Annotated in this window: 18 protein-coding genes and 3 pseudogenes; 14 read left to right on the plus strand and 7 right to left on the minus strand. The window is 69.5% G+C overall.

From position 1 onward, the window contains the following. The first annotated feature begins 14 nt into the window (after nt 1–14). The 3 genes from AC3ETA_RS45850 (at nt 15) to AC3ETA_RS45860 (ending at nt 2,865) form a co-directional block, all read left to right on the plus strand. Entirely contained in the window at nt 15–440 is a 426-nt protein-coding gene (locus AC3ETA_RS45850) for a BlaI/MecI/CopY family transcriptional regulator (RefSeq protein WP_432198844.1), read from the plus strand. Between the two features lie 6 nt (nt 441–446). Continuing rightward, nucleotides 447–1,379, plus strand: a complete 933-nt coding sequence (locus AC3ETA_RS45855) for a M56 family metallopeptidase (RefSeq protein ID WP_432198828.1) — start codon at nt 447–449, stop codon at nt 1,377–1,379. Nucleotides 1,380–1,473: 94 nt separating this feature from the next. Further along, nucleotides 1,474–2,865: an LCP family protein gene (locus tag AC3ETA_RS45860; protein ID WP_432198829.1), complete on the plus strand. Its 1,392-nt coding sequence runs from the start codon at nt 1,474–1,476 to the stop codon at nt 2,863–2,865. 42 nt (nt 2,866–2,907) lie between these two features. On the opposite strand, the gene AC3ETA_RS45865 is transcribed toward AC3ETA_RS45860, so the two are convergent. Together AC3ETA_RS45865 and AC3ETA_RS45870 are read right to left on the minus strand one after the other, a co-directional pair. Beyond that, nucleotides 2,908–3,363: a tellurite resistance TerB family protein gene (locus AC3ETA_RS45865; protein WP_030960098.1), complete on the minus strand. Its 456-nt coding sequence runs from the start codon at nt 3,361–3,363 to the stop codon at nt 2,908–2,910. 66 nt (nt 3,364–3,429) lie between these two features. Continuing rightward, nucleotides 3,430–4,440: a sporulation protein gene (locus AC3ETA_RS45870; protein ID WP_432198830.1), complete on the minus strand. Its 1,011-nt coding sequence runs from the start codon at nt 4,438–4,440 to the stop codon at nt 3,430–3,432. 294 nt (nt 4,441–4,734) lie between these two features. Between AC3ETA_RS45870 and AC3ETA_RS45875 the strand changes: the two genes are divergently transcribed. The 3 genes and pseudogenes from AC3ETA_RS45875 to AC3ETA_RS45885 form a co-directional block, all read left to right on the plus strand. After that, nucleotides 4,735–6,078, plus strand: coding sequence for a hemolysin family protein (locus tag AC3ETA_RS45875; RefSeq protein WP_432198831.1), 1,344 nt, complete (start codon nt 4,735–4,737; stop codon nt 6,076–6,078). Next, nucleotides 6,075–7,097 carry a hemolysin family protein gene (locus tag AC3ETA_RS45880; RefSeq protein ID WP_432198832.1) on the plus strand — a complete coding sequence of 341 codons (1,023 nt, stop codon included), beginning with the start codon at nt 6,075–6,077 and terminating at the stop codon, nt 7,095–7,097. The genes AC3ETA_RS45875 and AC3ETA_RS45880 overlap by 4 nt, the downstream gene beginning before the upstream one ends. A 43-nt stretch (nt 7,098–7,140) precedes the next feature. Continuing rightward, nucleotides 7,141–7,419 (plus strand): annotated as a pseudogene (locus AC3ETA_RS45885) (acyltransferase family protein); the annotation flags it as partial. 40 nt (nt 7,420–7,459) lie between these two features. Here AC3ETA_RS45885 and AC3ETA_RS45890 read toward each other — a convergent pair. From AC3ETA_RS45890 to AC3ETA_RS45900, 3 genes and pseudogenes are all read right to left on the minus strand, one after another. Next, a pseudogene (locus AC3ETA_RS45890) lies at nt 7,460–7,849 on the minus strand (phosphorothioated DNA-binding restriction endonuclease family protein); the annotation flags it as partial. Next, nucleotides 7,842–7,988 carry a hypothetical protein gene (locus AC3ETA_RS45895; RefSeq protein WP_432198833.1) on the minus strand — a complete coding sequence of 49 codons (147 nt, stop codon included), beginning with the start codon at nt 7,986–7,988 and terminating at the stop codon, nt 7,842–7,844. The gene AC3ETA_RS45895 and the pseudogene AC3ETA_RS45890, both read right to left, overlap by 8 nt. 81 nt (nt 7,989–8,069) lie before the next feature. Continuing rightward, nucleotides 8,070–8,504: a hypothetical protein gene (locus tag AC3ETA_RS45900; protein WP_432198834.1), complete on the minus strand. Its 435-nt coding sequence runs from the start codon at nt 8,502–8,504 to the stop codon at nt 8,070–8,072. A 1,327-nt stretch (nt 8,505–9,831) separates the two neighbouring features. Between AC3ETA_RS45900 and AC3ETA_RS45905 the strand changes: the two genes are divergently transcribed. The 4 genes from AC3ETA_RS45905 to AC3ETA_RS45920 all read left to right on the plus strand — a co-directional run bounded on the left by AC3ETA_RS45905 (nt 9,832) and on the right by AC3ETA_RS45920 (nt 16,311). Beyond that, nucleotides 9,832–10,683, plus strand: a complete 852-nt coding sequence (locus AC3ETA_RS45905) for a hypothetical protein (protein ID WP_432198835.1) — start codon at nt 9,832–9,834, stop codon at nt 10,681–10,683. Nucleotides 10,684–10,713: 30 nt separating this feature from the next. Next, the gene (locus tag AC3ETA_RS45910) at nt 10,714–11,199 is read left to right on the plus strand and encodes a hypothetical protein (RefSeq protein ID WP_432198836.1); all 486 of its coding nucleotides are present in this window, start codon (nt 10,714–10,716) and stop codon (nt 11,197–11,199) included. A 406-nt stretch (nt 11,200–11,605) separates the two neighbouring features. Continuing rightward, nucleotides 11,606–15,538 carry an SGNH/GDSL hydrolase family protein gene (locus tag AC3ETA_RS45915; protein ID WP_432198837.1) on the plus strand — a complete coding sequence of 1,311 codons (3,933 nt, stop codon included), beginning with the start codon at nt 11,606–11,608 and terminating at the stop codon, nt 15,536–15,538. Nucleotides 15,539–15,591: 53 nt separating this feature from the next. Beyond that, nucleotides 15,592–16,311: a hypothetical protein gene (locus AC3ETA_RS45920; RefSeq protein WP_432198838.1), complete on the plus strand. Its 720-nt coding sequence runs from the start codon at nt 15,592–15,594 to the stop codon at nt 16,309–16,311. A gap of 128 nt (nt 16,312–16,439) precedes the next feature. Here the strand turns inward: AC3ETA_RS45920 and AC3ETA_RS45925 are convergent, their stop codons facing one another. After that, complete coding sequence (locus tag AC3ETA_RS45925) at nt 16,440–17,276, minus strand: metal-sensing transcriptional repressor (protein WP_432198839.1); 837 nt, start codon at nt 17,274–17,276, stop codon at nt 16,440–16,442. A gap of 204 nt (nt 17,277–17,480) precedes the next feature. On the opposite strand from AC3ETA_RS45925, the gene AC3ETA_RS45930 reads away from it, so the two are divergent. The 4 genes and pseudogenes from AC3ETA_RS45930 to AC3ETA_RS45945 form a co-directional block, all read left to right on the plus strand. After that, entirely contained in the window at nt 17,481–17,750 is a 270-nt protein-coding gene (locus AC3ETA_RS45930) for an SHOCT domain-containing protein (RefSeq protein WP_432198840.1), read from the plus strand. A gap of 83 nt (nt 17,751–17,833) precedes the next feature. Further along, nucleotides 17,834–18,094, plus strand: a complete 261-nt coding sequence (locus AC3ETA_RS45935; RefSeq protein ID WP_432198841.1) for a hypothetical protein — start codon at nt 17,834–17,836, stop codon at nt 18,092–18,094. A gap of 504 nt (nt 18,095–18,598) precedes the next feature. Further along, nucleotides 18,599–18,916 (plus strand): hypothetical protein, encoded by a 318-nt coding sequence (locus AC3ETA_RS45940; RefSeq protein WP_432198842.1) that lies wholly within the window; start codon nt 18,599–18,601, stop codon nt 18,914–18,916. 404 nt (nt 18,917–19,320) lie between these two features. After that, a pseudogene (locus AC3ETA_RS45945) lies at nt 19,321–19,855 on the plus strand (LacI family DNA-binding transcriptional regulator); the annotation flags it as partial. Nucleotides 19,856–20,222: 367 nt separating this feature from the next. Here AC3ETA_RS45945 and AC3ETA_RS45950 read toward each other — a convergent pair. After that, nucleotides 20,223–21,567 (minus strand): choice-of-anchor P family protein (locus AC3ETA_RS45950; RefSeq protein ID WP_432198843.1); only part of this gene is annotated, 1,345 nt, incomplete at its 5' end.

A 21,567-nucleotide genomic window follows, 5' to 3' on the forward strand; every position in this document is an offset into this window, starting at 1 on the left:
AAGGGAGACAGGGCATGGCGGATCACCGGCAGGGATCCCGGCGCCGGGGACAGGGCGAGCTGGAGGCCCTGGTCCTGTCGGCGCTGGCGCAGGCGGACGGCCCGGCGACGGCCGGCTGGGTCCAGGAGCGCCTCGGCGGGGACCTCGCCTACACGACGGTGATCACGATCCTGACCCGTCTGCTGGCCAAGGGCGCGGTGACCCGGGAGCGGGCCGGCCGGTCCTTCGCGTGGACGCCGGCCTCGGACCAGGCGGGCCTCGCCGCGCACCGGATGCGCAGGGTGCTGGACGCCGAGAGCGACCGGGAGGCGGTGCTGGCCAGCTTCGTCACGGGCCTCGGGCCGGACGACGAGCGGCTGCTGCGCGAACTGCTGGGGCAGACCGGCGGCGTGGCCGGGTCCGGCGGCGGGGGTCGGCCCCGGGGTGAAGGGGAAGACTGACGCCTCATGGGGGTCTTCGTCTTTCTGCCACTCGTCCTGCCGCTGACGGCCTGGCCGATCGCCCGCCTCGCCGAGCAGCATCTGCACCCCCGCACCGCCACCCGACTGCTCACCGCGGTCGCCGCGGTGATGGCGACGTGCAGCACCGTGTGCCTGGGCCTTGCCATGGTGGTCGGCACCGCCCAACTGCCCGGCAACCCGCTGCCCGACGGCTGGTCGGACCCCGAGGTGCGGGCGGCCGTGCCCTACGACGAGATCGTCGGCAAGGCGGCGATCCCGGCCCTGTGCGCGGTGCTCGTGGCCTGCGCCCGGACCCTGTGGCGGCACGCCCGGGTCCGCCGTCACGCCCACCGGGCGCTGACCGGGCTGCCGGGTGCCGGGGTGGCCGTACTGCCCGACGCGCTGCCGTACGCGTACGCCCTGCCCGGCGGGCGGCGCGACCGCGTGGTGGTGACCACCGGCCTGCTGGACCACCTCGAACCCGCCGAGCGCCGGGCGCTGTTCGCCCATGAGCGGGCCCATCTGACCGAGCGCCACCACCGTTTCCTGCTCGCCGTCCAACTGGCCGCCCGCGCCAACCCGTTCCTGCGCCCGCTGCGTACGGCGGTGTCGTACACGGCGGAACGCTGGGCCGACGAGGCGGCGGCCCAGGCGGTCGGCAGCCGCCGTACGGTGGCGCACGCGATCGGCAGGGCGGCGCTGGTGTCCCGGGGCGCGCCGGTCGCGACGCTGGCCGGCTTCGCGGCGCCGGGGCCCGTGCCCCGCCGGGTCGCCGCGCTGCTCGGGCCCGCGCCGGTGGTGCGCCGCTGGCCGTCGCTGTTCACGTCGGTGGGGCTGGCCGCGTGGTGCGCGGCCGTGGGGACGGCCGTATCGGCGATGTCGTCGGCGAACTCGGCGGTGACGATGGTCCTCATCCTGCACGCGGCCACACCCCTGTGACGCGGGACCCGATCGGCCGGTCCGGGCAACGCAAGTGACGGTGTTCGCCGTCTGTTCATGGGGGGACGGCCGGGGGCGAGGGGGAGGGGTGCTGATGAGCGGACATGGGAAACGGCGGCGTACGTCGGCCGGTACCGGGACGGGCCGGGCACGGCTGACCCGGCGGGGCCGGATACTGGCCTGGAGCGCGGGGGTGACCTCGGTGGTCGTCCTCGGCGTGGCCGGTGTCGGCGCCTGGGTCTACCAGGACCTGAACGACAACATCGGGTCGGCCGACGTCGACGACAGGATCGGCGGTGACCGGCCGGTCAATCTCAGCCCCGGTTCGAAGAACATCCTCGTCGTGGGCTCCGACAGCCGCGACGGCGCCAACGCGAAGTACGGCAGGGACCTGACCACCATGCAGTCGGACACGCTGATGGTGCTGCACGTGCCCGCGAACCGAGAGTGGGCCACGGTCGTGTCGTTCCCGCGCGACTCCTGGGTGGGCATACCGGCCTGCGACAAGGGCGACGGCAGTACCTCCGCCCCGCACCACTTCAAGATCAACGAGGCGTTCGCGATCGGCGGCAGCGGTGGCGAGGTCGCCGGCGCGGCCGCCTGCTCCATCAAGACCGTCGAGGCCAACACGGGCCTGCGCATGGACCACTTCATGTCCGTCGACTTCCAGGGCTTCATGGGCATGGTCGACGCCCTGGAGGGCATAGAGGTCTGCCCGAAGGAGGCCATCCACTCCGAGAAGGCCCGGCTCGACATGGAGCCCGGCTGCCAGACCGTCCGCGGCGAGCAGGCACTCGGCTATGTGCGGGTCCGCTACGGCGTCGGGGACGGCTCCGACATCGGGCGCATCGGACGCCAGCAGGAGTTCATGGACGCCCTGGCCGCCAAGGCGAAGGACAAGCTCACCAGCCCGAAGGCCCTCTACGGCTTCCTCCAGTCCGGCACCAAGTCCCTGACGACGGATCCCGATCTGGCCGGCATCAAGCCGCTGTACGGACTCGCCTCGGAGCTCAAGGGCATCCCGAGCGACCGCCTGACCTTCCTCACGGTCCCCAACTACCCGCGCGAGGCGGACGTAGCGAGCGACAAGGCCAACGTCGTCTGGCAGTACCCGCAGGCCACCGACCTGTTCACCGACCTGGCCAAGGACAGGGAGGTCGACAAGAAGCGGCTGGAGGCGGGCGCGAAGAACCCGCTGTACGCCTCCGCGGTGCGCGTGCAGGTCCTCAACGGCACCCCGGTCCAGGGCCTGGCCGGGACCGTCGCGGAGCAACTGCGCACGGCCGGCGTCACGGTCACCGGCACCGGCAACGCGCCCGCTCCCACGGCCGCCACCGAGGTCACCTACCCGCCCGGCCTGGAGAAGCAGGCGAAGGCGCTCGCCGCACGGCTGCCCGGGGTCAGGGCCGTTCAGGCGCCGGACGCCACGGCGGGCGTGGTCACCCTGGTCGTCGGCAAGGACCTCGACCCCGAACGCATCCGCTGAGCGGCCCCCCTCGTCGAGAGGGGCCGCTCGGATGCCGGTCGGTCAGAGGTCGAACTCGTGCGGCGGCAGGCCGAGGGCGTAGCACGCCTCGCGGACCACGGCCTGCTCGTCCTTGTCGAAGTCGCCGTCGGCGCCGCCGATGACGATGCCGATCTGGATGACGGCACGCGCCTCGGCGGGCTTCTTCTTCGCCTTGGCGACCTCCTGCATCACGCTCACCTTGCCGAAGTCGAAGTCGGTGGTGAGCCGGTTCAGGTTCTCCTCGAAGCGGCGGCGCAGATCGTCGGCGGGGAAGTTCTGCAACACCTCGTTGCCGGCGATCAGCTGGGCCACGCGCTGCCGCTCGGAGGGGTCGACGGTGCCGTCCGCGGCGGCGACGAGGGCGCACATGGCCATGCTCGCGTCGCGGAAGGCACCGCTCTTCAGGTCGTTCTTCTTCGCCACCAGCTGGGTCTGCATCGTCGATGCGGACTCCTTGATGCGGTCCCACAGGGCCATGAGAACTCCATACGATCGATAGCTTCTACAGCACTGTAGAAGCTACCAGGTGCGGACTCGGCGGGATCAGCCCTCCTCGTCCTCTCCCTCGTCCTCCTCCTCGCCCTCGAAGAAGTCCCCGACCTCGTCCACGACTTCGGCCGCGACCATGCCGCCGACCACACCGACCGCGAGCCCGGCGGCCCCCGCGGCGACGGCGGTGCCGACACCGGGGCCGGAGCGGTGCCCGTCGTGATGGTGGCCGTGGTGGCCGTGGTGGCCGTGGTGGCCGTGGTGGTCGTCGTGTCCGTGGCCGTGCACGGCGTGCGATCCGCGCTGCTCCACCAGCCGCTCGATCCAGCCCTCGACCTCCGCGTTCCAGTCGCGGGAGTCGTGGTGGCCGACGGTGAAGCGGGTCAGCGCGTCGTGGCCCTCGGAGAAGAAGCCGCCGCGCTTGTCGGCCTCCAGGACCACCTCCATCCCGGCCGGTCCGGCGAGGAAGGTCACCTCGATCTCGTTCACCTGGTGCGCGTACCGCGGCGACGGGGTGATCTCGATCTCCTGGTAGAAGGGCAGCTGCTGCCCGGTGCCGCCGATGCGGCCGTACTCCAGGTCGGCGGAGCGGAAGCCGAACCCGAGCTGACCGAGGGCCTCCAGGACGGCCTCCTGCACGGGCAGCGGGCCGACGGCCAGCGGGTCGAGGTCGCCCTTGTCCTTCGCGCCCGCCACCGAAAGCTCGGTGCGCACGCCGAGGACGACGCCCAGCGCCTGGCCGTACAGCTCCGTGACCGGCGTCTCCCAGGGCAGCGTCACGCTGAACGGCACGGACCGCTCCTCGCCCTCGGTGAGCCGGAACCCGCCCCCGACGGTGAACCGTTCGAAGGTGACGGCGCCCTCGCTCTCGCCCTCCTCGTGCTCGGCCTCGACCCGGGCCACCAGTTCCAGGGTGATCGACTCGATCTCGAAGTCGGCGCTGCCGCCTCTGAGGTGGACCTGGCCGGTGAGCGCGCCGCCGGGCAGCGCGGGACCGGGGTCGAGGACCGTGTCCACCGTGGGGCCGCCCACGCCGAGCGAGCCGAGCAGTCGTTTGAACACCATCGTGGCGTTCACTCCTTCACGTGCGTACGTGCGTGTCCGTGGGAACAACCCGGGATTCCGAGCCGTTCTCTACAAGCGAGTAGAAGAATAGGATGGCCGGACCCGCAGGAACCGGTGTCCCGACCCGCGCTGCGGGAAAGTCCGAAAACGGTCGATGCCTTCCGGCCCCCTCCCCGAACCTCCCCAACCTCCCCGAACCTCCCCGAACAGAAGGAGACACGAGCCCCCGATGGGTGAGCCTCCCAGTACCAGCCGTGCCGACTCCCGCCCGCCCGAGGGATGGGAGGTGGCACGGTGACCGAGGTCCTGCTGCTGCTTGCGGCCCTCCTCCTCACCCTGGCCTGCGCGCTGTTCGTCGCGGCCGAGTTCTCGCTGACCACCGTCGAGCGCGGTGAACTGGAGCGCGCCGCGGCGGCGGGCGAGCGGGGCGCCGAGGGGGCGCTGCGGGCCGTACGCCGGCTGACCCTCCAGCTCTCCGGCGCCCAGCTGGGCATCACCGTCACCTCGCTCGTGATCGGCATGCTCGCCGAGCCGTCCCTCGCCGCGCTGCTGCGCGGGCCGTTGGAGGCGGCCGGTCTGGGCGGCGGTGCCCCGACCGTGGCGACCGTGCTGGGCGTGGCGCTCTCCACCGTCGTGCTGATGGTCGTCGGTGAACTGGTGCCGAAGAACTGGGCGATCTCCCGCCCGCTGGCCGTCGCGAAGGTGGTCGCGGGCCCGCAGCGCGGCTTCACGGCCGCCTTCGGCCCGTTCATCCGCCATCTGAACGACACCGCGAACCGCTTCGTACGCCGCTTCGGACTGGAGCCCGCCGAGGAGCTCGACTCCGCGCGCAGCCCCGAGGAACTCGTCGCGCTGGCCCGGCACTCGGCGGCCCAGGGCGCCCTGGAGGCGGACTCCGCCGAGCTGTTCGTGCGCACCCTGCACCTGGGCGAGCTGACTGCGGAGAACGTCATGACGCCACGGGTCGACGTACAGGCACTGGAGGCGCACGCGACGGCCGCCGACGCGGCGAACCTCTCGTACGCCACCGGCCTGTCCCGCTTCCCGGTCTACCGCGACAGCCTCGACGAGGTCATCGGCACCGTCCACATCCGCGACGTGCTGGCCCTGGAGCCCGAGCGGCGCCTGACCACCCCGGTCACCGAACTGGCCGCCGAACCCCTGCTGGTCCCCGACAGCCTCACCGCCGACCGGCTGCTGGAGCGCCTGCGGGCCCACCGCACCATGGCCGTCGTCATCGACGAGTACGGCGGCACGGCCGGCGTCGCCTCCATGGAGGACATCGTCGAGGAGGTCGTCGGCGAGGTCCGCGACGAGCACGACCCGGACGAGGTCCCCGACCTCCAGCCCGCCCGGGCGACCCGCGACGGGCGTGCGGTGTGGGAGGCGGACGGCGGCGTACGCCTCGACGAACTCGCCGGCATAGGACTGACCGCGCCCGAGGGGCCGTACGAGACGATCGCCGGCCTGATCGCCACCCGGCTGGCCCGGATCCCCGCCAAGGGGGATGTGCTCGACCTGGACGGCTGGCGGCTGGACGTCGTGGACGTGGACCACCACCGCGCCGACCGCGTCCGCATCACACAGCCGGCGCCCGCCCCCGCCCCTGCGGCCCGGCTCACGGAGGACGCCCGATGACCGTCGTGCAACTGGCCATCGGCGCCCTGACGCTGCTGACCAACGCCTTCTTCGTGGGCGCCGAGTTCGCCCTGATCTCGGTGCGCCGCAGCCAGGTCGAGCCGCGCGCGAAGGACGGCGACAAACGGGCGCGGATGACCCTGTGGGCCCTGGAACACATCTCCGCGATGATGGCCACGGCCCAGCTCGGCATCACCGTCTCCTCGCTGGTGCTGGGCGCGGTGGCGGAACCGGCCATCGCGCATCTGCTGGAGCCGGCGTTCGAGACGGCCCACGTCCCGCACGCCCTGGTCCACCCGATCGCGTTCGTGATCGCACTGACCGTGGCCACCTACCTCCACATGCTGATCGGCGAGATGGTCCCCAAGAACATCGCGCTGGCCGCCCCGGTCCCCACCGCGCTGCTGCTCGGCCCGCCCCTGGTCGCCCTCACCCGCGCGCTGCGGCCGTTCGTCTTCGGCATCAACGCCTTCGCCAACGCCCTGCTGAAGCTGCTGCGCGTCGAACCGAAGGACGAGGTCGAGGCCGTCTTCACCGACGACCAGCTCGCGCGCATGGTCGTCGAGGCGGGCGAGGCCGGACTGCTCACCCCGGCGGACGGCGAACGCCTGCGTGACGCCCTGGAGCTGGGCACCCGCCCGGTCGGCGAGATCCTCGTCCCCGCTCCGCGGATGCGGACCGTGGACGCCTCGATCACCCCGGCCCGGCTGGAGCGGGTCGCGGCCGAGGCGGGCTACTCCCGCTTCCCGGTCACCGCACCCGACGGCACCGTCCTCGGCTACCTGCACATCAAGGACACCCTCGGCACGACCGACCGCGACCGCCCCTTCCCGCCGGCCGCCCTGCACCCGGTCACCCGGGTCCGCATCGACACACCCCTGGACGACACGCTGACGGCCCTGCGGGCCGAGGGCAGCCATCTCGCCGCCGTCCTCGGGGAGGGCGGCAAGGTGATCGGATTCGTGACGATGGAGGACGTGCTGTCGGAACTGGTGGGACCGGCGCCGGCGGGGGTGTGAGGGGAGGGCGGGGTGTGAGGAGAGGAGCCACGCGTGGGAGCCCCTGCGCGAGGGAAGCAGGACGGTCACCGCCCTGTACACGCTCGTGTACGCCTTCCACACGCCGGTGTTCGCCCTGATCGCGGGCTATTTGCCGCGCGACTTCGAGGCGACCCCGAGGAAACTCGGCGGCCTGCTGAAGCGCACGGTGCTGCCCTACGTGGTCCTCGAGAGGGCGTACACCTACTTCACCCGCTGGACCAGCGAGGACCCCGACCGCCCGGTCACCCTCCTCGACCCGCTCTACCTGACCTGGTTCCTGGCGGCCCTGTTCATCTGGCGGTGAGATGGGCGTTCCGCTTCTGAGACCCATCCGCTGGGCCACGCCCGAGCAACTCCGACTCCCGCCGCAGCGCCGCCCGCAACTCCGGCGCCAGCCGCCCCGCGGCCCCCGCGGCCCGCAACTCCCGCACCCTGCTGCCGGGGCTGCCCGATCCGCGATCGGTGCGCACCTCCCACACGCCGTCGCTCACCAGGTGGTGGAACGGGTAGGCCGGAGCCGTCCTGTTCGGCGGACCGTACTCGGTCAGCAGCTGTTGCAGATTCACCTCCACCGCGCTGTCGCCCGTAGCGCGGGGTACGGCTTCGCAGGTGCGTGACTCCAGTTCGCCGCCGCGTCGTTCGCACAGATCCTGGACAGCCCGGCGGGCGGACCGCAGGAATACGTCCGTGTATTCCTGCGGCCCGCCCCAGCCGGCGGGGTTGTCAGTCACCGCAGTTGTGCATCGCGCTGTCCGTCGCGGCCAGCACGACCTCGCCGCCGTCGGCGGGAAGGACGAGGTGGATGCCATTGACCCTGAGACGGGCGGGTTGGAGTTCGGGACGCGGCGCGGCTGCACGGCGAAGAGGCATGGACCGGGCAGAGGCGGCCGACGCCGATGCCCAGGTATGCCTCCTCACAGGTGGCAGCGTGGAGGGATGGATGACGCTTCGTCAGAACTTGTAGTTGGTGATCATTGCGTTGCCGAAGACGTCGTAGACTGACGCAAATCCCTGGTCGGAGTCCTTCCACTCGCCGAAAGCCTTGGCGATCTCGGTTGCAGCCGCTTGGGGATCCTCTACTTGGGTCTTCCCGCCGTTGATGTCGGTGGAGATGTAGGCGTTTCCCGTCTTTTCGTTCCACTCACCGATGATGCGCTGGACACGTCCGGCCGCATCCTTCTGCTGTGTGCTGCCGTGCTCGTTGATCCAGGACCGGAATTCCTGAGCGTTCCTTTTCGACTGCGCCTCGTCCGTGTCCGCAGGCAGCTTTTCCACGACGCCCATCCCGTCGGGTTTCGCAGTGCTGTCGGTGCTGCAGGCTGCAGTTCCGGCGACCAGGACAGCACCGAGCGCGAGAACGGCTGCGGTGTGGGGGGTGCGCTTCACAGGGATCTCCGTCGCATTCTTGGGCTGGATGCGATATGTCAGATTACCGGCACCCCGAGTCCGTGGTACCGATACTGGCCAGATCGCTGGATCTCTCGCACATGACAAGAATCGTGGGTGAGGCGAGGCGCGTCAGGGCATTTCGGTCACGGACCGTCGGCGACCGGACGGAGATCAATACACGTCGCCGAGGGGTGGACGCGCCAATGGAAACGGAACTCTGCGTACGAGTCCGGCCTGCAGAATCGACTTCTAGGCCGGTTCGGCAATGCGTGGCAAGGCCACTCCGGCAGCTTTTCCGCTCAAGACATATCCCCCATTTTCTCTGCGATTCCCAATTGGGCCACTTGGTCAGAATGGCCCAGTCCGCTTTCGGCTCTGCGCTGGCAACGAAGCGTGACTGGCCGGAATCGAAAGAGAAATCTAGCACAGTGGTCGGCGGTAGCGGCCAGGCACTTTTCAGCCATGAACGACAAGTGGCGCCACGCTTCCCTCGTCGTGGCCACAGTCGACGAACATCGCATCTGTCGTTTTCACGGAGGTGCGGGAGGGTCGGCTCATGCCCGAAGCCTCCACCTTGCCCGGTCTGCGTGAACACGCACGCCCGGTGTCGGCGTCTCCCGGCCGCCCACAATCGGACTTCGCCCTTCCGTAGGCGATTTCCGGTCGACCCGCAACGCGGCTTCACAGGAACCGCTCAGGTAACTCGCGAGTTGCGGACGGCAGCGTGCAACCGTTTCACGTCAACCAGCGCGTGAGGCTGCAGTAACCCCTTGTTGTGTGTTGGTGGCTTGTGCCTATGGTGACTGTCGTGCTCGGCGGGACATGACCATCCGCTCAAGCGCTTTCAGTCAGCGACCGGGGGGACCGGGGTCGCTACGGGGGAGGGGGAGTTCGTCATGTCGCGATGCCGGCAGTCGCCTTCAAGATCGAACCGTCCTTGTGCGCCGAGGTCCCTCGGCCATGACTGGAATCCGTGCCGCCTGTGCGGCATTGCCGAGGTGCTGCGCGTCCCCGCTTCTATCTCTCCGGCCAGAGCAACGGGTTCTCCCGGAACCAGGTCGTGATCCTTCGGGACACCTCGCCTCGACTACGAAGGCGTCGTCCGGCGTGGCGACGGTCGGAAGCCGGACCAAGCCCTGTTCTGCGTCAACGTCAAGCCTGGTGACGATCGGCCGGGCAAGTTCGCGAGCAAGATCCGCGGGCTGGCCGCATCCCTGGCGAGCGCGCTGGAGCCGGCATCGCCCCATCCGCCCGAAGCGTCGCCAGGCCCGCCGAGCGACTCGCCCACAAGTAGTCCTGACAGGAAGGGAACAGAGTGAAGCCGATGCCCAAACTGGCCCTGCCAACCCTCGCTGTGGCCGGCGGGATCCTCGTAGCCGTCGCAGGAACCAGTCTCGCCCAGGGGGAATCCGGGTCGCAGGCCGACGCCGCGGCGCCCGTGGCGAAGGCGTTCGTCGGAGACCCGGAGGACCCGGCCACATGGAGACTGCCCGTGGAGACGTACGCGCCGACCAAGGCGCAGACGCGCATGGTCAGCGCCACCCGTGACGAGCTGATCGACGCGTGCATGGACAAGAAGGGCTTCCCCGAGTGGACCCCGGCTCCGGATCTCCCCGACCTCGGTGGAACGACTCTGACCGACTGGCGGTACGGCATCCATGACGCCGATGAGGCCCAGGCGTACGGCTACCACCCGGACCCGGAAGCGCAGAAGGCATACGACGACGCCCTCGCTCGGGATCAGTCCGGCAACACCGACCGCGATGCCCTTCGCTCCTGTGTCGACGAGGCAGACGGCGGGGTGCCCCGCCTCGCCGTGTCACCCCTGGTCAATCAGATCGGTGGCTACTCCTACCAGATGGCACGCGAGACACCCGAAGTGCAGAAGGTGTTCGAGCAGTGGTCGGAGTGCATGAAGACCAAGGGCTACGCCTATGCCCAGCCGATGGACGCCGCCGAAGACTCCCGTTTCATCACCGCCGACCGGGCGAGCGAGTTGGAGAAGGACACCGCAGTGGCGGATGTCGCTTGCCGGGACAGGTTCGACGTCGAGAAGACGTGGTTCGATGCCGAAGCCCGCATCCAGGAACAGGAAATCAGCAAGGGCCGGCAGGAACTGGAGAAACAGCGAGTCGGCGTAAAGACGGCTGTGGCCAAGGCGCGTGCCCTCGACTGAGCACCGAACGACGAAAGGAAATCACAGACCATGTCTCATCCGGTCAGGCGAGCCGCAGTCGTCGGTGCAGCCCTCGCGGCCGTGTTCACCATGGCTCCGAACGCCCAGGCGCTGGACGGCGACCACCACAACCTCTATTCCCCATCCGCATGCGACGATCACCGGAGGTCGGCGTTCGACTTCCACATCTTCTACAACTCGAACCTGAGGGGTTCGTACCGCAACATCGGTTACTCCGTCTACGACTTCGGCTCCCTCAAGGCGGGCGCGGGTGACCCCAACCACTATCCACTGCGGTTCTGCCAGATCGGCGCGTCCGCCCCATGGCCCGGTTCCAACCAGAAGATCAAGAACAACGCTGCATCCGCAAGGAACGACCACTACAAGTACATAGCCCGCGTCTACTACCGCAGCGGCTACAAGGGCGCGCAGGACGTGCTGAGCCCGAACGAGACCATCGGCAGGTTCGAGAAGGTCTACAACGAGAACGCCTCTTTCAAGTGGACCAGCTCCTGACCGGAATTGTCCGGACTGGCGCTTTAACTCGCCCTGCAGAGCGGCCCGTTGGGGAAACGATGCCAGTGGTCGGATACTCCGATGCTTGGCTGCACCCCCTCACAGCATGCGGCTCGATGCCGGCGGCACCTTTGAGTTCTTGTCCCTGGCCGGCACCTGAGGGTGGCTCGGATCCCGTGTCGAGATCCGAATAGCGGAAGTCACTCCGGTTCCCCCAGGACGCGACTGCCTCTCCGGCTCGGCCTTGGTCGCCGAGCTGCGCCACCGCGGGGCTCGGTCTGCACGGCGGAGAAGGCGCGGGTGGTCCTCGTCGGCGCCGACAGCGACACCGTCGCAGTTCACCGTCTCCCTCAAGGCTGCGTCGGTTTCTCGTCCATGCCCGAAAACTCCCATTGGAGGAGAGCAGTTGAGAGTTCGCAGACCGGCCCGTGCCGGGATCGCGGGCCTTGCGGCCACCGCGGTCCTGACCGGGCTCATACAAGCCGCGCCGGCGTTCGCCGACACCAGCCTTCCCGTTCCGAAGCCGTCCGGCAGTCCGTCGTCCGATCCGCCGACGCGTGTGCCGGAACCCGGCAAGAAGCTCGGGAAGAACTGGAAGACCTCGGCCGACCGGGCGGTCACCACCGCGGCGGACAGCGGGGGCCTGAAGGTCCTCGTGGCGGACAGCAAGGACGCCTACCGGTGGCGGACCGTTGCCACGCTGGCGGAGCCCGGCATGCCGGCGGACTCGTGGATCGGTAACTCCTGCGTCATGGACCGTGATCACGCTGCGGTCGTCTACGCGCCCCGCACCTTCGCCAACAAGCCGGATCTCATGCAGGGCGGGGCGTTCACCGCAGTCGTCGACCTGAAGTCCGGCCATGTGACGAAACTGCCCTTCACCGGCTCGCTGGCCTACTTCGACCCGTCGTGCAACCCCGAGACCCACACGGCAGCCTTCACCGCGTTCCGCGACAGCAGGACCCGGCTCCTCACGGTTGACACCAGCGGCAGGACGACCACCGACACCACTGTCACCGGTCAGGTGACCTCCGCCGTCCCGACGAAGGACGGTCTCGTCGCCGCACACGGCCGTCACCTGGTCCAGGTCGACCCCGCGGACAGGACCCTCCGGAAGCTGGCTGCCACGAACGGTGTGCCGTTCGACATCCACCCCACAAGCAAGGGGATCGCGTTCCTCGACCGCAGCGGCAGCACGGCCCGCGCCAAGCTGTGGAAGGACCACGGCGCGCCGTCAACGCTCGCGTCGGGGAAGCTCGGGGACCTGGCCCTCGAACAGGGCACGGGGGGCCGGGCTTTCCTCACCGGGAGCACCACGAAAGCGAAGCTCACGGGCACAGCGGTGGCCCGCCTGGACGTTCCGGCGGGCACGGACGTCTCCAGCCACGGCCGTCTGGCCGTCGACCCCGTGCTCATGCCCGGCGTGCGTGCGGGCCTGGAGCGGATCGGGAACGCGGGGAAGGGTTTCACCAAGGCAGAACCCTCGCCCCGGGGGCGCATGTCCCAGGACCCCACGGATGACGCTGCCGCGCCGCTGACTGTCAACAGCATCGCGACTGCCACTGGGGAGAAGATCACACAGACGGTCGCCGATACGACCAGCGGCACGGGGAAGGAGTCCTTCTCGCCCGCCCTGCCCGCGGCCGGTAAGAAGGGGCGGAGCCCCGAGAAGAGTGGGCGGGCGGCACAGGCGGCCGACCCGCACGATCCGGTCGACACGGACCGCTGGTGCTCCATCCCCCGCAACGACGTCAAGGGGCTGGCGCTGCAGCCGACTCCGAACCAGGTCGAGTGGGCCGTCAACATGGCGATCCGCGGCGAGCTGCGCGCCAAGTGGATCAAGCAGGGAGGCTGGCGCTCGGGCCTGGGCACCGTCGACCCGCAGGGATTGTTCCCGGCCCCCGCTCTGAAGGGCGGCGGGCGCATCCCTGCCCAGGTGCTGCTGGGCGTGCTCGCCCAGGAGTCGAACCTTTGGCAGGCTGAAGGCGGTGCCATTCCCGGCCAGATGGGCAACCCGCAGGCGGCGATCGCCGGGTTCTACGGGCACAAGGGGGAGACGTCCGAGGCGTACTGGAGGATCAACTGGAACCAGTCGGACTGCGGCTACGGCGTCGGCCAGGTCACCGACGGCATGCGCCTCGCCGGCCTGGAGAAGCCCGACGAGACGTCTCTGCCTCCGGCGAAGCAGAAGGCCGTGGCTCTGGACTACGCGGTCAACATCGCCGCGTCGATGTACATCCTCGCGGACAAGTGGAACCAGGTGCACACCGCGGGCCAGACCATCACCGTCAACAACGACGATCCCTCGAAGCCGGAGAACTGGTTCGCCGCGCTGTGGAACTACAACCTCGGCTTCAACGAGAACAAGGGTGACGGCAAGCCGTGGGGCCTGGGTTGGTACAACAACCCGGCGAACCCCTTCTACCCGCCCTCGCGGCACCCGTTCATGTCCGACCCGCGGGACGCCGCGAAGCCCCAGAACTGGCCGTACCAGGAGAAGGTGATGGGGTGGTCCGCCTGGTCCATGGACACCGGCTACTCCTACGGCACCGACGGGCGGCAGGACTGGCCTGGCGAGTCCGGGTTCTCCAGCGCCGGTTTCCGGCCCGCCTGGTGGATCAACCCGGGGCAGCGCGACCGGGTCAAGCCGCCGCTGGACGCGTTCTGCAACGCCACCAACAACTGCGACGCCGCCAACCCGCCGGACTGTCCCGACGCCAAGTGCTACGAGAAGTACTGGTGGCGCGGCTCGAACGTGACGTGGAAGCCGAACTGCGACGCCGACTGCGGCAACGAGAGCATCAAGTACGTCACGCTGCGCGAGGAGCCGGGTCGCGGCACTCGGCTGAAGTACGGCACGCCGGAGTGCGGCGCCGCCCCCGCCGGGGCGCTGATCGTGGAGTCCGTCCCGGACAACCTCGACACCTACAGTTCCTGCGGATCGTCGGACACCGACGCCGGGGACTTCCAGTTCACGTTCCATCCCAACCCGGCGGCGACCGGACCGGGGCTTGGCCCGTACGAGGCCAAGGGAGACCTGCACCAGATCGGCGGTGGGCACGGCGGCCACTTCTGGTACACGCACACCCGCGACGCCGCTCATCTCGGCGGCACCGGCGGCCGGATGACCATCGACGGCACCTGGACGCTCGGCCGCAACGTCGAATGGGCCCGCGTCTTCGCTCACATGCCGGACACCGGGGCGCACACGCAGCAGGCCCACTATGTGATCAAGGGGGTCGCGGGCGGTGAGCGCCACCGCTACGTCAACACTCACTTCAGTGAGAACACCTGGGTCGAACTCGGCGTCTACCGCTTCACCGGCACCCCACGGGTGGAGCTGACCAACACCACCGATGACGGCACCGCTGACGAGGACGTCGCCTGGGACGCCGTCGCCTTCCAGCCGCTGGCGGGCAAGCCGAAGCACATGGTCGTCGCCATGGGCGACTCCTACACCTCCGGTGAGGGTGCCGGAGCCTATTCACCGGAGTCCGACAGGGACCACGGGAAGAACAGCTGGAATGCCTGCCGACGCAGCGACAACTCCTGGCCGCGCAAAGTCAAGTTGCCCGGTCAAAGCGCTGCCATCGGCGAGCTCTCGGACGGCAGGAGCACCACCGTCCAATTCCTGGACGTCAGTTGCTCCGGCGCGAAGACTTCGCAGCTGACCCCGGGTGACCCCACCCCATGGGGAAGGATCGGCAACTACCACGAGAAGAGCCAGATCGACTCCGGTGTCCTCAGCCCGGACACCACTCTGGTCATGCTGACGATCGGCGGCAACGATGGGGACAACTTCACCAACGCCGTCACGAACTGCTACGTCATCGGGGTGTGCGACCCGGCCGACTATACGAGCAAGGTCGACCAGGCGGTCGCGGACACCGGGGGCCTGATCGATGACATCGCGGATGCCGCGCCGAACGCTCAGATCGTCCTCATGGGCTACCCTCGCCTGGTCAGTGGCGAGCAGTGCGTGACAGCCGACTTCGACGCCTTGAACCAGTTGGCCGACTACGTCCGCGACAAGCAGAAGGCCAAGGTGGCGGAGCTGAACAGGGCAGGAACCAAGGTGGCTTTCGCCGATCCGATACCTGCCTTCCGGGGACATGGAATCTGTGACGGCGACGAGTGGATCAATCGTGTCGTCGCCGGTCCGAACGGCGATGGTGACTTCCACGACGGGGACCCGGCCAACCAGGCTCCCTGCCTGCCCTGGCCCGGGGACAACGTCTGTGCCAGCCTCGAGTCGTTCCACCCGAAGAATGCCGGCACCACGGGCTATGCCCGAGTCATGGATCAGGCACTGGCAGACATCGGATACAAAGGCAGCTAGTGGGACCTGATACATCCGACGGTGCGGTGGTCACGAGGCGGGCGAGCCGCCTCGTGACCACCGGCTGCCTGACCCCCCTGATCGCGTTGACCGTCGTTCTCGGCGTCCTCGTCTCCTGGTTGTGGTACCGGCACTGGCATGACGGAAACGTCAACAGTGAGCGCAGGGAGAAGGCATTCGCATTGATCGGGAAGCAGGCCCGTGACACGGCGGATGAAACGGCCCGCGCACTCGACACGAGCGGCACCACCGATGCCGACGCACTCACCGGCGTGATCGGGCAGCACTCCGAGGCCCCGGTGATCACCTACGACGCGTCCCGTCGCGAGTTCACCGCCACGGCTGCCAGATCCATCCAGTACGACGAAGAGGTCATCCTCCCCGGCGGCGGGCCCGTCAGGGTGACCCGGTGTTTCGTCTTCACCTACACCCACCGCCCCGGCCAGGCATGGACGTCGAGGGTCGCCGAGCGGGACGACGATGTGTGCCGTCCCAGCACCCAGATCGCCAGCCGGGTGCGTCTGGCGCTGACGCGCATCTCGAGCATGTATGCCGGGGACCTGACGCGCGCCGGGGTACAGGATGCCCTCGACCCCACCGGTCGGCGTTCCTTCGACGTCAAGAACGTGGTGCGTGAGGGGGACGCAGTGACCGTCTCCGTCCTCGTCGCAAGCTCGAAGGCAGCAGTCGACCAGTGCTACCGCTTCACCCGGACCGTCCCCGGCGACGACGGCCAAGGTTCCGCCACAGCGGTTTCGGCGTCTTCGTGCTGACCCTGAGGCACTGAGGCACTGAGGCACTGACACCTGAACAACGAGGCGGGACCGCGCCCGGGCGAAAACCCTGAGCGCGGTCCCGTTCGCCGTAGTACTGGCGAGGCCTCCGGAGGCGATCGGTACGGTTACGAGCATGATCCGTCCCAGAGACATCTGGTCATCCTCGGGCCCTCGGTTCGCGAACGTGCAGTCTTGAGATCGATACCCAGCCTCGCTCTCTGCGATTTCGGTGCCTCGCCTCTGGGAGACCCCGACCAAGATCTTCTCCCAGATTGCCGTGCGACTTCTTGGAGGGCGCGGCCGGAGGCTGTGATCTGGGCAAGGACGTCGACGCAGTAGCGGTCGCCGGTGACCATGCGGGAGATGCCGCGTATCTGGCCTTGGATCCTGCTCGGGCGGTGCCGACCAGGACGGCACGCCCGTCGACGGTGGCCTGGACGCCCTGCCGCTCGGCGGCGTCCGCGGCCTCCGCCTCGGCCGCCGTGCGCTCCTCGCCCGAAGGGCGGCCCACCGGTCGAGGCAGCGGGGGCAGGAGGAGGTGCGACCTTGGTGCCGGAGCCGTCTCCGGCGGGCGGTACGGGGCCATCCGCGGGTTCGACGAGCAGCGTGCCGCGGATCATGTTCATGCCGCAGGCGAAGCCGAAGGAACCCGGCCGGTCCGGGCTCAGTCGCACAGTCGTGCGGGTGTGGGCGGGCAGGCCCGCGCCGACCTCGAGATCGGGGAAGACCACGCGGGAGGTGCACTCGCCGGCCTCCCGCCGGTCGAAGACCAATTCTGCCGGCGTGCCCTGGCGGACCTTGATCACGTCGGGGCTGCAGCCACCCCGTACCGTCACCTCCACCCGCTGTACGCCGCCTTCCAGCCGGGCGGCACCGGCCCGGCGCGGCCCGAAGAAGTACCGGCCCAGAACGGCGACCAGCACGGCGGAGGCCAGAACCACAACGATGTCGACGGCACCCATGCGCTTGCCCGCCTCCCACTTCGGTCCCCTCGGGCCTGCGCTCGGGCACCCCTGCCAGGTAGGGGCTGAACGGCCCGCTGGTCCTGGACCATCCGGCCCCAGACCGGCACACCGGGCAGAGGGACGATGCAGGTGAAGGCAAGAAAGTCCCTGGGGGAGCCCGTCCGGCTCCCGGTCGCCGACAGCCGAAGCAGGTGAGTGGCGATGATGTTCTGGTACGACCACGACGTCAGTGGATGGGGCTGGTTCGCGATGTCGGCCGGCATGATCCTTTTCTGGGCACTGATCATCACAGTCGTCGTGCTGCTTGCCCGCGCCCTCAACAGCCCCCACGAGCACACCCACACCCACACCCCCGTCGCGCCCACGCCCGAGGACATCCTTCGTGAGCGGCTGGCCCGCGGGGAGATCGACGAGGAGGAGTACCGGCGCCGCCTGAACGCGCTGCACCCCGGCCCTTTCACCAAAACCTGAAGCTCCGGCCGCCTTCGGCGCGGCCCACGGCCCTCCGCCGAAGGAGCCGGTCATGAACCAGCCCGAACCAGCGCAACTACGGTATGTACGCCCTCGCCGCCGCGATCGTCGTCGTCGGCGCCCTGATCGTCGGCGCGTCCCTGGAAAGCCTCGTCTGGCCCGCCCTCGTCGCCGCCTGCCCGCTGATGATGTTCTTCATGATGCGCAGCATGCACCGCCAGGACATGCACGGCGGACGCGATCAGCACCGCGACGACCGGGACGAGGACCCTTCCCCAAGCTCTTCGAGCAGGGGAGACCCCATGCACGAGCACGACCACCGCGCCGGGCCCGGGCGGGCCTGACCGCCCCCGCCCGGCAGGGGGCGAGTGCCATGGCCGCTGTGATCGCCTCGCTGGCCGGGGTACTGATCCTGGCGGGCATCGCCTACGACATCGCCCGCCTGATCACCCCCGACGAGCCTCGACGCCCACCGCCGGCCCACCTGCGAGGTCGGCGTGCCGCGCCGGCCGAAGCAGCACGCCGGTTTGTGGGCCCGCGCCTTCACAACCGTGTCGACGCTGCCACCTACCAGCGCCGGATGAGTACTCTCGCCCCCGGGCGGTGCCGCAGCATCACGCCCCCGCCAGACCCTCACGCCGCACCCCGGCATCAGCGGCAGCCGCCGCGCACGGCCGACTCCCACCACTCCCACTCCCACACCGGGACGAGCCGATGACCGGGATCCCCGTGGTCCTGCATCCCGCGATCGCCGACCGCGCCCTCGCCGGAATCATGCTGCTGAGCACCGCACTTGACCGGGCAGAGCGTCACCGCCGACAACGACGACCCGGCCGGAGGTGACCGAAATGGACGCCGCCGGCCTGCTGACTTGGCTTCTTCTTGCGCTCCAGATCCTGGCCACCGCCGCCAGTGGGGCGCTCCTGGCCTGGCGCGCCAAGCACGACGCCTCCCGCCTGGACCGCAGCATCCGCCGCACCGCCCCCGCCCTCCTGATCGCCGGGGCACTGCCCCTTCCCGCCCTGCTCGCCACCGACGCACCGGCCGGTGCCTGGGGCCTTTGGGGTGTCGGCTACATCGCCGCAGCCCTCATCTATGCCTTCGCCGACACTGTCCGTGACATCCGGGCCGTTCAGGGCGCGCATGGGGCCGGGAGGACGCCGTGACCGGCCCGAGGCACGCACCGGCCCAGAACGGGTGGAGCTGCCGGGCAGGTCGTGCACCCGGACAACGGAAGAACCATGGTCGGGGCTGTGACCTGCGGTGGCGGACGCCGTCGCGTACATGCCCGCAAGCGGCCCGGCCGGTCTCTCCCGCATCACCCGGCATCCGAGAGGCGAGAGAAGGCGGTCGTCATGACCAGCATCACTCACCGTATCGCCGCCCTGTTCCGGATCAAGGCCAACAAGGCACTGGACCGGGCCGAGGACCCGCGCGAAGTCCATGATCCTAGGTCCCTAGGTCCCTAGGTCCCTAGGTCCTAGATCCGGACCGCGAGGCGCCACTGCTGTCTCACCTCGTCCTCCCTGTTCCCTCACGGAGGGCTCCGTGCATGCGATCTGACCTGCGGCTCGGCCTGTTTCTCATCGCCGAACGCGCAGCCCTGCTGTCCGGCCGCGACGACGAGTTCGTCGCCGTGATCCTCAAGGGCTACACGGGGATGCGGTGGGGCGAAATAGTCGGCCTGGAGACAGAGTTCGCCCGGCCCGGCGCCATACGCGTGGAACACCAGCTGGACGAACTGGACTCGGGCGAGCTGATCGGCTGCCCGCCCAAGGACGACAGCTACGGCACCATCGACGCGCCGGGCTGGCTGTCGGCCCTCGTCGCCGACCACATCGCCCGTACGAAGCCGATGCCGTGCCCCTGCCACGGCAAGCGCTACGTCTTCCGTGGCCAGGGCACCGCCCGCACCGGCGGTCACACCGGGGCCAAGCTGGTGGACGTCGCCCACCGCGCGGGCGTCTCCACCGGCACGGTGTCCAACGTCCTCAACCACCCCGAACGCGTAAGGGAGGACACCCACGCCCCGCGTCGAACTCGCCATCGCCGAGTTGAACTTCGTCCGCGGCGGCACCCCGACGCCGAACCCCGCCCAGAGGAGGAGCTGCGCGTTGAGCCGACGCTCGTCAGTGCGCGCCTCAGAGGTCGACTGGCGACGCGTCGTCGCCGAGCTGTGGGACCACGCGTGTCATCAGGCGCTCTTCAAGGACGGACGCGTAGATGGCGGCTCGGGTGGCGGCGGGGTGGCCTGGCGGCCAGATCCCTCGGCGGAAGATGCAGCGGCGACCGCGGAAGAGCACCACGGTCGTGGCGGCGACGACCACGTCGCCCGCAGCGCCGGGTACGACTTCGCAGGTGAGTGACACCAGTTCGGTGCCCCGTCGTTCGCACAGATCCTGGACAGCCCGGCGGGCGGACCGCAGGAATACGTCCGTGTATTCCTGCGGCCCGCCCCAGTCGGCGGGGTTGTCAGTCACCGCAGTTGTGCATCGCGCTGTCCGTCGCGGCCAGGACGACCTCGCCGCCGTCGGCGGGAAGGACGAGGTGGACGCCGTTGACCTTGAGCCCGGCATCGGCGCCCGTCGAGGGCAGCTGTTCGTTCACGATGAGCCGGCCACCTCCGATGAGCGGGATCTCCGTATTCGGATCGCCTGACACCGTAACCGGAACTCCCGCGATCTTCAGGGTGAGCGTGGTGCTGCCCGTGGCCGTGCTGCACTCGCTGCTGGAGACCGCGGTGAGCCCGGACACCTCGATGACCGGCACACCGGGCAGCCCGATGCGTGCCTGCGCCACGGTCGAGGTCGCCGTGACCTTGCCGGGGGCGAGCGTCGTGGTGACCTTGGGGCACAGCTTCTGCACGGACAGCAGGGGCGAGGCGTACTCGGCCGAGCACGCGGTGTCGGTCACAGTCGTGTCCGCCGTGCGGACGGTTCCGGTGTCGGGCTGCGGATCGATCTTCAGCAGCGGTACGCCGATGAGGTCGACGTGCGCCGAGATGCCGTAGGCGCGACCCGTCGCGTACTGGAGCTTCAGCTGTGCGGAGGTGTCGGAGGCCAGGTAGCCGGCGTCACCGGCGAAGGACGCGCGCAGCGGGACGGTGGCAGAGTCGGTCAGCGGCTGGTCCACAGAGGCGACGGTGCAGGTAGCGGTCCCCGTGTCGCTCGTCGTTCCGGTGCACGTCTGTTCGTGGTCCCCGGTGCCGAGGGCGAAGCGCACACTGCGCCCGGGCACTGCGTCTCCGCTGAAGTCGGTGAGCTGGGCGGCCAGTTGGGCCGGAGTGCCGTTGGCGAGGTGCCGTACTCCGGTGTAGTCCAGTTTCGTCGGTGAGGTCAGGCCCAGTTCGGCGGACGTACTCGACGGGTTGTAGTCGTCGTCGCCGCCGAAGGTGACGGCGACAGGCACCGTGTTCGACGTTCCTTGCGGATGGTCGACCGAGGCGATGGTGCAGGTTGCCGTGCCCGATGCCGTGGTGGTGCCGGTGCACGTCTGCTGTGTGGCTCCCGTGCCGAGGGCGAACCGCACGGCACGGCCATTGACCGGCGTCCCGAAGTTGTTGGTGAGCTGCGCAGAAAGGTTGGCCGGTGATCCGTTCACCGCGCTGTCGGCACCGGTATAGGTGAGGGCGGTGTCCACCTTGTGGGGCTGCTCGGGGCCGGGGCAGTCGGCAGCCTGGAAGCAGGGCAGGAAGTAGTAGGCGGTGATGATCCCGAACGGCCTTCCGTCGCCCGAGCGCGGGTCGTTGTGGGTGACGTACACGACGACGAGGCTGGCGTCCGTATTGGTGCAGATCACCCGGTTGTCCGGGGCGGGG

The sequence above is a fragment of the Streptomyces sp. bgisy027 genome (assembly GCF_057710365.1).

Bases quoted from the DNA above. Each gene is read 5' to 3' on its own strand.
- AC3ETA_RS45850 (WP_432198844.1), top strand. From the start codon at position 15: ATGGCGGATCACCGGCAGGGATCCCGGCGCCGGGGACAGGGCGAGCTG.
- AC3ETA_RS45855 (WP_432198828.1), top strand. From the start codon at position 447: ATGGGGGTCTTCGTCTTTCTGCCACTCGTCCTGCCGCTGACGGCCTGG.
- AC3ETA_RS45860 (WP_432198829.1), top strand. From the start codon at position 1,474: ATGAGCGGACATGGGAAACGGCGGCGTACGTCGGCCGGTACCGGGACG.
- AC3ETA_RS45865 (WP_030960098.1), bottom strand. From the start codon at position 3,363: ATGGCCCTGTGGGACCGCATCAAGGAGTCCGCATCGACGATGCAGACC.
- AC3ETA_RS45870 (WP_432198830.1), bottom strand. From the start codon at position 4,440: ATGGTGTTCAAACGACTGCTCGGCTCGCTCGGCGTGGGCGGCCCCACG.
- AC3ETA_RS45880 (WP_432198832.1), top strand. From the start codon at position 6,075: ATGACCGTCGTGCAACTGGCCATCGGCGCCCTGACGCTGCTGACCAAC.
- AC3ETA_RS45895 (WP_432198833.1), bottom strand. From the start codon at position 7,988: ATGCCTCTTCGCCGTGCAGCCGCGCCGCGTCCCGAACTCCAACCCGCC.
- AC3ETA_RS45905 (WP_432198835.1), top strand. From the start codon at position 9,832: ATGCCCAAACTGGCCCTGCCAACCCTCGCTGTGGCCGGCGGGATCCTC.
- AC3ETA_RS45910 (WP_432198836.1), top strand. From the start codon at position 10,714: ATGTCTCATCCGGTCAGGCGAGCCGCAGTCGTCGGTGCAGCCCTCGCG.
- AC3ETA_RS45925 (WP_432198839.1), bottom strand. From the start codon at position 17,276: ATGGGTGCCGTCGACATCGTTGTGGTTCTGGCCTCCGCCGTGCTGGTC.
- AC3ETA_RS45930 (WP_432198840.1), top strand. From the start codon at position 17,481: ATGATGTTCTGGTACGACCACGACGTCAGTGGATGGGGCTGGTTCGCG.
- AC3ETA_RS45935 (WP_432198841.1), top strand. From the start codon at position 17,834: ATGTACGCCCTCGCCGCCGCGATCGTCGTCGTCGGCGCCCTGATCGTC.
- AC3ETA_RS45940 (WP_432198842.1), top strand. From the start codon at position 18,599: ATGGACGCCGCCGGCCTGCTGACTTGGCTTCTTCTTGCGCTCCAGATC.